This window comes from Streptomyces sp. NPDC002690 (assembly GCF_053592415.1).
This window is the reverse complement of record NZ_JBSFVR010000317.1, coordinates 1-8560: the sequence shown is the minus strand read 5'-3', so window position 1 is coordinate 8560 and position 8560 is coordinate 1. Positions and strand designations below refer to the sequence as shown.

General features: G+C 73.4%; 8 protein-coding genes, 5 tRNA genes and 1 pseudogene. 7 read left to right on the top strand and 7 right to left on the bottom strand.

The window, feature by feature from the left end; genetic code table 11:
- Positions 1 to 1167 (bottom strand): serine/threonine-protein kinase (locus tag ACWD3D_RS28845; protein WP_451463707.1); only part of this gene is annotated, 1167 nt, incomplete at its 3' end.
- A gap of 611 nt (positions 1168 to 1778) precedes the next feature.
- On the opposite strand from ACWD3D_RS28845, the gene ACWD3D_RS28840 reads away from it, so the two are divergent.
- From ACWD3D_RS28840 to ACWD3D_RS28830, 3 genes are all read left to right on the top strand, one after another.
- The gene (locus tag ACWD3D_RS28840; protein ID WP_451463706.1) at positions 1779 to 1985 is read left to right on the top strand and encodes a hypothetical protein; all 207 of its coding nucleotides are present in this window, start codon (positions 1779 to 1781) and stop codon (positions 1983 to 1985) included.
- Positions 1986 to 2259: 274 nt separating this feature from the next.
- Positions 2260 to 3237: a phosphotransferase enzyme family protein gene (locus tag ACWD3D_RS28835; RefSeq protein WP_451463705.1), complete on the top strand. Its 978-nt coding sequence runs from the start codon at positions 2260 to 2262 to the stop codon at positions 3235 to 3237.
- Positions 3238 to 3303: 66 nt separating this feature from the next.
- The gene (locus ACWD3D_RS28830; protein WP_451463704.1) at positions 3304 to 3597 is read left to right on the top strand and encodes a TFIIB-type zinc ribbon-containing protein; all 294 of its coding nucleotides are present in this window, start codon (positions 3304 to 3306) and stop codon (positions 3595 to 3597) included.
- A gap of 135 nt (positions 3598 to 3732) precedes the next feature.
- On the opposite strand, the gene ACWD3D_RS28825 is transcribed toward ACWD3D_RS28830, so the two are convergent.
- From ACWD3D_RS28825 to ACWD3D_RS28805, 5 genes are all read right to left on the bottom strand, one after another.
- Positions 3733 to 3807: transfer RNA gene (locus tag ACWD3D_RS28825), tRNA-Val, on the bottom strand.
- A gap of 23 nt (positions 3808 to 3830) precedes the next feature.
- Positions 3831 to 3902: transfer RNA gene (locus ACWD3D_RS28820), tRNA-Val, on the bottom strand.
- A 21-nt stretch (positions 3903 to 3923) separates the two neighbouring features.
- Positions 3924 to 3995 (bottom strand) — tRNA-Val (locus tag ACWD3D_RS28815).
- Between the two features lies 1 nt (position 3996).
- A tRNA-Cys gene (locus ACWD3D_RS28810) sits at positions 3997 to 4070 on the bottom strand.
- Between the two features lie 39 nt (positions 4071 to 4109).
- Positions 4110 to 4182 (bottom strand) — tRNA-Gly (locus tag ACWD3D_RS28805).
- A gap of 164 nt (positions 4183 to 4346) precedes the next feature.
- Here ACWD3D_RS28805 and ACWD3D_RS28800 point away from each other — a divergent pair.
- Together ACWD3D_RS28800 and ACWD3D_RS28795 are read left to right on the top strand one after the other, a co-directional pair.
- The gene (locus tag ACWD3D_RS28800; RefSeq protein WP_451463708.1) at positions 4347 to 5369 is read left to right on the top strand and encodes a chorismate-binding protein; all 1023 of its coding nucleotides are present in this window, start codon (positions 4347 to 4349) and stop codon (positions 5367 to 5369) included.
- A 77-nt stretch (positions 5370 to 5446) separates the two neighbouring features.
- A complete protein-coding gene (locus ACWD3D_RS28795) occupies positions 5447 to 6289 on the top strand; it encodes a GNAT family N-acetyltransferase (RefSeq protein ID WP_451463703.1) in 843 nt (280 codons plus the stop codon).
- 66 nt (positions 6290 to 6355) lie between these two features.
- Here ACWD3D_RS28795 and ACWD3D_RS28790 read toward each other — a convergent pair whose 3' ends face one another.
- Positions 6356 to 6871 (bottom strand): DsbA family protein, encoded by a 516-nt coding sequence (locus ACWD3D_RS28790; protein ID WP_451463702.1) that lies wholly within the window; start codon positions 6869 to 6871, stop codon positions 6356 to 6358.
- A 181-nt stretch (positions 6872 to 7052) separates the two neighbouring features.
- Between ACWD3D_RS28790 and ACWD3D_RS28785 the strand changes: the two genes are divergently transcribed.
- Complete coding sequence (locus tag ACWD3D_RS28785; protein ID WP_451463701.1) at positions 7053 to 7517, top strand: hypothetical protein; 465 nt, start codon at positions 7053 to 7055, stop codon at positions 7515 to 7517.
- Positions 7518 to 7787: 270 nt separating this feature from the next.
- Positions 7788 to 8513, top strand: a pseudogene (locus ACWD3D_RS28780) (LacI family DNA-binding transcriptional regulator); the annotation flags it as partial.
- Between the last annotated feature and the right edge of the window lie 47 nt (positions 8514 to 8560).

The window sequence follows — 8560 nt, the reverse complement described above, 5'->3', positions numbered from 1 at the left end:
GGTCGCGCATCGCGATCTTCCTCGGGCTGGCCTTCGGTTACGTCCTCTCCTGGGTGCTGGACCGGATCTTCGGTCGCATCCACTCCCCGGCGGGCACCGTACGGATCCCGGACGGGCCGCCCCCGGACCCGGCCGGGAGGCGGACACCGAAGCCGAGGACGTGCTCCCGGACGTTCCCGGACCCGCCGGGGCGGGCGCGGGACGACGGCCCTGCGGCGAGCGCCCGGTCGACGGCCCCTCGTGCCTGCGTGTCTGCTGCTCGGTGTACGGGCCGTCGAGCCGGCCGGTGGGCCGGTCGGCCTCGTGCGCGGAACGTTGGACGGGCGGACGGCTCTCGTGCAGGCCCTGCGCCTCGCGCGCCGCGATCTCCTTGAGTCGCATCGACAACTGCAGGGTGCTCGGCCGCTCCTCCGGGTCCTTCGCCAGACACGCCCGCACCAGCGGAGCGAGCGCGTCGTGTACCTCGGAGAGGTGCGGCTCCTCGTGCACCACCCGGTACAGCATCACCTCGGAACTGCCGTGCCCGAAGGGGGAGTCCGCAGTCGCCGCGTACGCGAGCGTGGCGCCCAGCGAGAAGACGTCCGTCGCGGGCGTCACCGCCGCGCCGCGCACCTGTTCCGGCGCGAGGAAGCCGGGGGAGCCGACCGCCGTGCCGACGTGGGTGAGCGTGCTCGCCCCGGTCGCCCAGGCGATACCGAAGTCGATGATCCGGGGGCCCTTGGGGGAGAGCAGGATGTTCGACGGCTTGAGGTCCCGGTGCACCACCCCGGCCTCGTGCACCGCGACCAGCCCCTCGGAGAGCGCGGCCCCGATCGAGGCGACCTCGGAGGCGGACAGCGGGCCCTCCTCGGCGACCTTGTCGTGCAGCGAGGGACCCGGTACGTACTGCGTGGCGAACCAGGGCCGTTCGGCGTCCAGATCGGCGGCCACCAGCCGGGCCGTACAGCCGCCCCGGATGCGCCGCGCGGCGGACACCTCGCGCGCGAACCGGGACCGGAACTCCTGATCCTCCGCCAGATCGGGCCGGATCACCTTGAGCGCGACCCGCTGCCCCCGTCGGTCCGAACCCAGATAGACGACACCCATCCCGCCGGCCCCGAGCCGCCGGTGCAGCCGGAACGAGCCGACGAGACGCGGGTCCTCGCGCCGGAGCCGCATCATCGCCATCGTCTGCCCATCCCCGCTGCCTGGTCCGCCTGACGAGGCACAGCTTACGTACCCGGCGCCCGGCGCGCTCAGAGGCCGCGCCTTCACCGGGGATTCGATTGTCCGTACCGAACCGGACGCGTGAAGAACGGTCAGCAGCAAGCCGATACGGGCGATTCCCTCCCCTGCCGGTGCCAAAGGGGCACCGGTGTGCGGGGATTGGTGCCTCCCCGCCGTACTCGGGTCGGCCCGGCGCCGCCCCCGAGGGGTCCCGGCCCGCGTCTCGCGAGCCCTGGGGCCCGGCTTCCCCGCCACCGGGGGAGCGGGCTGTCCGAGGGGTGCGGCGTGAGTGATGTCACCCGTTGTGCCGCGTCCCAGGACGGCCACCGCCCGTGGCCGGAAGGTCCCCGGCCCGGCTCCACCCCCGTACACCCCGTCTCCACCCATGTACACCCCGTCTCCACCCAGGGGAGTACTCCGGCTGCCCGTGGCTCATCCTCCTGGAGGCCCGCCGATCGGTACGCGGGCATGACGCCCGTCCGGCCCACCCTCCCTAGGCTGGGAACGAACGGGGGCGGAACCCTCCCGGCCGGGATCGGCCGCCGACGTTCATCTCGGTCAGGAGAGGAACCATGCCGGACTCGGCCGCGCGGACCACGCTCCGCGCGCGGGGACGCAAGGCGTACGCGCCGTTCGGCGGCCGTCCGTCCGGCACCCGCCACCCGCTCGTGGCGGCGGCCATGGTCCTTCCCCTGGCGGCACTGCTGGTGGTCGTCTTCGGCGGCTGGGAATCAGTGGTCACACAGGCGTCGTCCGTGGGCGTGATGATGGGGCGCTGAGCGGCGCCCCCCGGTCCGGAAGAGCGGTCCGGACCGGCCATCCGGCCAACAGCCCCGTGGGGACGGGGGTACGGCGGACGACAGCGTGTGTCCGGCCGGCTGGGGAGCCGGCCGGACATCGCGCGCTCTCGGAACCACCGCGAGCCGGGTCACCCGCGCACACTTCGGGCCGCCGCAGCGACGCACGAGCGGGCCCGGGGACCCGCGCACCCTCCGGGGCCGCGAGCCCCAGCCCTTAACCTTGGGCTTTGCCACCACTCTCGTCGGGGGACCCGTGAGCAGCGCCGAGGTCGTACGCACGCTGGGCGGCCTGGCCCACGCTGCCGCCCACCCGGACTCCGGCGCCTGCTGCCCCTGTCCGCCGCCCGCGGTACTCGCGGACCGGCCGGACGGCACCGTCGTCCGCAGCGGCCACATCGTCGCGAAGGCCCACGCCCCCGGTACCGGCGGCCCGGAGTTCGCCGCCCGCCTCGCCCTTGCCGCCGCCCCCGCGCTCCGCGGCGTGCTGCTGCCGCCCCTCCCCGAGCGGCCCCTCCCCACGCCGCCCCCGCTCCCGGGCGCGGACGGACGCCCCGTCACGCTCTGGCCGTACGGAGACCCCGTCGACCCCGAGGACCACGAGGCGGCTCCCTGGGAGGAGGCGGCCGTCCTCCTCGCCCGCCTCCACCGCACCGCGCCCCCGGCGTCGCTCCCGCCGATGCGGGGGCCCGCCAAGGCTGCGCTCGCCGTCGCCCGGATGCGGTCGGCCCGCTCCGTCGACCCGGCCCGCGAAGCGGTCCTCGCCGCATGGGCGGCGCTGCCCGGATGGGCCCGGGACGAGGCGAGGGCTCCGGCCGGCCGTGCGGGGTTCCTCTGCCACGGCGACCTGCACCTCGGCCAGCTCGTCCGCCACCCGGTCCCGGGCGGCCCCTGGCTGCTGATCGACATCGACGACACGGGGACGGGCGACCCCGCCTGGGACCTCGCCAGGCCCGCCGCCTGGTACGCCGCCGGTCTGCTGCCGGGGACGGTCTGGACGCGGTTTTTGGACGCCTACCGCGCGGCCGGCGGCCCGGCCGTCCAGGCGACCGGTGACCCCTGGCCCGAACTCGACGTGCCCGCCCGGGCCCTCACGGTGCAGACCGCCGCCCTCGCCCTCGCCAAAGCGGCGGAGCAGGGCAGGGAACCCGACGAGGTCGAGCGGATGATGACCGACGCGTGCGCCCGTATCGCCTCGCTCCCGCCCGAGTTGGCGGCACGCGGCACGTCGTAGGGTGAACCGACCGTCATCGGGCAGGAATTCCGGTGGCGGACCACCGAACGGCGAGGAGCTCAGCCGATGATGCAGTGTCCGAAGTGCCACGCGCAGATGCACACGTACAACCGCAATGGTGTCCAGATCGAGCAGTGCAGCGGCTGCCGGGGGATATTCCTGGACTTCGGCGAGCTGGAGGCTCTGACGCGGCTGGAGTCGCAGTGGACGCAGCAGGCGCCGCCCGCGCCGCCGGCCCCGCAGGCGTACCCGGCCGCAGGCCCCGCGTGGGGCGCCCCGCAGCAGCAGCACCACGGCGGCGGCCACTACGACCACCACCACCGGCAGAAGAGCTTCGGCCGGATGCTCTTCTCCTCCTGAGCCCGGCAGCCGCCCGCCGGTCACGCCGGGCGGCACACCCGGACCTCCCGGACCTCCCGGACCTCCCGGACCTCCCGGGAACAGGAGCGCGGGCAAAGCGAAAACCCCGGTCGTGGGGACGACCGGGGTTTTCCGTGGTGCGCGATACTGGGATTGAACCAGTGACCTCTTCCGTGTCAGGGAAGCGCTCTCCCGCTGAGCTAATCGCGCAGGGCGAACCTGCGTGTACTGCGTGCGCGATACTGGGATTGAACCAGTGACCTCTTCCGTGTCAGGGAAGCGCTCTCCCGCTGAGCTAATCGCGCGGGAAGATCCTTGCGGATCAGTGGACGATACTGGGATTGAACCAGTGACCTCTTCCGTGTCAGGGAAGCGCTCTCCCGCTGAGCTAATCGTCCTTGGAGGTGGAGACGGGATTTGAACCCGTGTAGACGGCTTTGCAGGCCGTTGCCTCGCCTCTCGGCCACTCCACCAGAATCAGGGGTTTCGGGAAGATCCCCCTTTTTCCTGCGAGCGGACGACCAGGTTCGAACTGGCGACCTCAACCTTGGCAAGGTTGCGCTCTACCAACTGAGCTACGTCCGCTTGTCTTTCCCGTTTCGCTTGCGCGTCCCGGCGACGTGTTGAACTCTAGCGGATTCCTGGGCCAGCACAAAAACGCGTTTGCGCAGCGTGCTGCGGCCCCCTCGCTCCACCCCGGTCCGGAGGGCCCCCGGCCTACACTCGACCGCGTGTCCGACATCGCCCCCATGGCCCGCTTCGGCGGCCTCGTAGCCTTCGGTCTGCTGGACGTGACCAGCGATCCAGCGGCCCTCGACTCCGCAGGCTTCTGGGCCGTCTCCGCAGACTTCGAAGGGCGTGTCGTGTGCGCGCGCTTCTCCTCCGTACGCGAGGAAGCGGTGCCCCCGCCCGTGCCCGGAGCCTGGCGGGGCCCCGGGGCCGGGGAGTGGACCTCCTCGATGGACCGCGAGAGCTACCAGGACGCCGTACGCCGCATCCGCGCGCACATCGCGACCGGCGGGGTCTACCAGGCGAACCTCTGCCGGGTGCTCTCCGCGCCGCTGCCCGATCCGGACCGCGCCGACATGGACGCGCTGACGGCGCTCCTCGCGCGCGGCAACCCCGCCCCCTACGCCGGTACCCTCCGGCTGCCCGGGCACGGGATCGAGATCGCGACCGCCTCCCCGGAGCTGTTCCTGTCGCGGGACGGGCGGACCGTCGAGTCCGGGCCGATCAAGGGAACCGGGCGCACCGAGGCGGATCTGCTGGAGAAGGACCACGCGGAGAACGTGATGATCGTCGATCTGGTCCGCAACGATCTGGGCCGTGTCTGTGCCACCGGCACCGTGACCGTCCCCGATCTCTGCGTGGTGGAGAAGCACCCCGGTCTGGTCCATCTCGTCTCCACCGTGCGCGGGGAGCTCGGCGACGGGGCGGGCTGGCCCGAGCTGTTCGGCGCCGCCTTCCCGCCGGGCTCGGTGAGCGGTGCCCCGAAGTCCAGCGCGCTGCGGATCATCGAGGAGCTGGAGACCGCGCCGCGCGGCCCCTACTGCGGCGCGGTCGGCTGGGTCGACGCCGACCGGTCGACGGCCGAGCTGGCGGTCGGCATACGCACTTTCTGGACCGACCGCACCGGACCCGTGCCGCTCCTGCGCTTCGGTACCGGGGCGGGCATCACCTGGGGCTCCGACCCCGAGCGGGAGTGGGACGAGACCGAGCTGAAGGCCGCCCGGCTACTGGCCGTGGCGTCCGGAGCCGCCCCTCACCCCTGAGGACCCTCCGCCCGGATGGCGGCCCGCTTCCGCGAACGGGGGTGACCGGGAGGCGCCGGGCCGGTAGAACGGGTCCGGTGACCACGACCCTGCGGCCGACCGGGCCGACCCAGCAGAGCGCCGACGGCGCGCGGACCCGTACGTACGCCGTGTGCGACAACGGGCGGCCCGTCGGCGCCGTGACCCTCTCCACGGACCCGGCCTTCGGTCCGGCCACCGGGATGCTCGAAGGTCTCCGCGTCGAGGAGCACCGCCGCCGCCGGGGGAGGGCGATCATCGCTTCGCTCGCCGCCGAGGAGGTGCTGCGGGAGTGGGGGTGCGTGGAGGTGCGCGCCCGGATCCCGGCCGGGAACGAAGCGGCGCTGGGGCTCGCGGCCGTGCTCGGCTACACCGAACGCAGCCGGAACATGGAGAAGGCGACCGCCGCGACGGCCGCCGTCCTCCCGCCCGGTCTGGCAGGGCGCCCGATGCGGCCCGCGGAGTTCGTACCGTGGCTGGCCACCCGCCACGAGGAGTACGCGCGGGAGTGGGCCGAGCGCGGCGTCCCCGAGGAGCAGGCCCGCCACAAGTCGGAGACCGACCACGCCCGGCTCCTCCCACTGGGTCTGGCCACTCCCGGCGCGTACATCGACGTCCTGGAACGCGAGGAGGACGGCCGGACCGTGGGCCACGTCTGGGTCTCCGGCCGTCCCACCGGGCCCGGCGAGCCGGTCGGGCACGTCTTCTCCGTCGAGGTGGACCCGGAGTTCCGGGGGCGGGGGTACGGCCGTGCCCTCATGGGACTCGCCGACGACATGGCGCGGAGCGCCGGCTTCGACCGGATCGGGCTGCACGTCTTCACCTCGAACACGCCGGCCCGCAGGCTCTACGAGTCGCTGGGGTACGAGCCCGTCTCGCACAACGTGGTGAAGGCCCTGTAACGCCGTGGCCGGGGCGCCGGCCCGGGCGCGGCGAAAGGCACCGGAGCCCTTCACCGCGCCGGCCGGTCAGCCCTGGGCCGCGAGCAGCCGGTCGACGATGGACTCGATCCGCTCGCGCAGTCCGTCCTGGCTCTTCCCGCCGTCGAGGCGCTCGTCACCGACGACATAGGTCGGGGTGCCGGTCACCCCGATCGCCTTCCCCTCGGCCTGGTCGGCGTCGACGATCAGCAGGTGCCGGCCGTCGATCAGGGCGGTGTCGAACTCCTCGGCGTCCAGGCCTAGTTCACCGGCGACCTCCAGAAGCAACGGCTCGCCCGCACGGGACAGCTCGGAGGTCCGCCCCAGCACCGCCTCGATGTACGGCCAGTCCTTGCCCTGGACCGCGGCCTCCTCCGCCGCCTGGGCCGCCGCGTACGCGTGCTTGTGCTTCTCCAGCGGGAAATGCCGCAGCCGGATCTCGATACGGTCGCCGTACCGGGCGCGCAGGGCGTGCACATCGGTGAGGGCGCGGTGGCAGTCGGGGCATTCGAGCTCGCACCAGAGATCGACGACGACGGGGCTTGCGGGGGTGGAATCGCTCATGCGGCCAGTCTTTCAGCAGGCACGGAGACCACCCAATCGGCGAGCCGCCAGGAACGGCGGGACGGCCTTCAGGAGGAGCCGGACCCCGAAAAGTCCCTGACGAACGGCCGACGGCATGGCCCGGTCCCCGACAGGCGGTGCACGATGGAGAGGACGTCCGTTCCTGCCGCTGGAGGCTCCGATGATTGCCGAGACCATTTGTTCCGCGGCTTCGGCGGCGGGCCTGGGGATCGCCGCGGTGACGGCGTACCGCAAGAGGTTCCTCGCCGCGGCCAGGATCGCCGCGTACTCGCTCGTCCCGATCGGTCTCGTCCTGACGGGCGTCGTGGAGTGGGTGGCCGGGATCGCGTTCAAGCCGAGCGTGTGGATCGGTTTCGTACTGCTCGGCGCCGCCTGGCTGCTCTTCGTCACCACCCGGGCCGTGGAGCGTCGCCGAGGGCTGACCCGTGAGGAGCGCAAGGCCGCGCGCGGGGGCGGGGAGAGCGACCGGATCGCCCCGGCCGCCTCCGCGCCCTCCCTCCGCCCGGCGGCCGGCGAACAGCGCCCCGGCACCCGTCCCGGGGCGGGGCCCGGCGGGAAGGGGAAGGCGGAGCCGGGGGACGACTTCAGCGACATCGAGGCCATCCTGAAGAAGCACGGACTCTGAGCCCGCCCGGGGCCCGCGCCCGCCCGGTCGGCGTCCGTGTCGGCCTGAATTGATTCAGCCACGGTGGCCAGGGCGACGTGAACCCCGCGCCCGGACGACGGAGGGCCCCGTCGGCCCGATGTCCGAGGACGGGTCGGACCCGACGCGGATTGAATCATTTCATGAGCCCGCCCGGCTCCCGGACCGGTGACGGTTCTCCGTACGATGGGGAAGATCCGCCGACCGGTCATGGCGGCGGGGGCAGCAGCGGGCATCAGTGGGGCAGGACAAGTGGCGCGTGTGGCAGGGATCAAGGATGTGGCCCGGCGGGCCGGCGTCTCGGTGGGCACGGTCTCGAACGTCATCAACCGGCCCGACGCGGTGCTGCCGGAGACGCGCGCCCGCGTTCTCGCCGCCATCGAGGAGCTGGGCTACGTACGGAGCGAGTCCGCGCGCCAGCTCAGGGCCGGCCGCAGCCGCATCATGGCGCTGCTCGTCCTGGACATGGGCAACCCGTTCTTCGTGGACGTGGCCCGGGGCGCGGAGCGCGCCGCGCGGAAGGCCGGCCTCGGGGTCATGGTCTGCAACAGCGACCAGAACCCGGCCGAGGAGGCCGAATACCTCGGCCTCTTCGCCGAACAGAGGGTCTGCGGCGTCCTGGTCACCCCGGCGGACGCGAGCGGACACAACCTGGAGTCGTTCGGCCGCCACCGGATTCCGTTCGTCCTGGTCGACCGGGTGGCCTCCGGCCCGGACTCCTGTTCCGTCTCCGTGGACGACGTGCGCGGCGGGGCGCTGGCCGTGGGCCACCTCCTCCAGGCAGGCCACCGGAGCGTCGCGTACGTCAGCGGCCTCGGCGATCTCCACCAGATCCGCGACCGCCGGGTGGGGGCCCTCGCGGCCCTCGCCGAGGCGGGTCTGCCCCCCGAGGCGCTCGTGGAAATCTCCTCCGACCGGCTCGACGTGGGGGGGGGGGGGGGCGCGGGGGCCCGGGGGGGGGGGGGGGGGGCCCGCCCCCCCCCCCCCGGCTGGGGAGCGGTATAGGACACCACTGCTCACAAGTC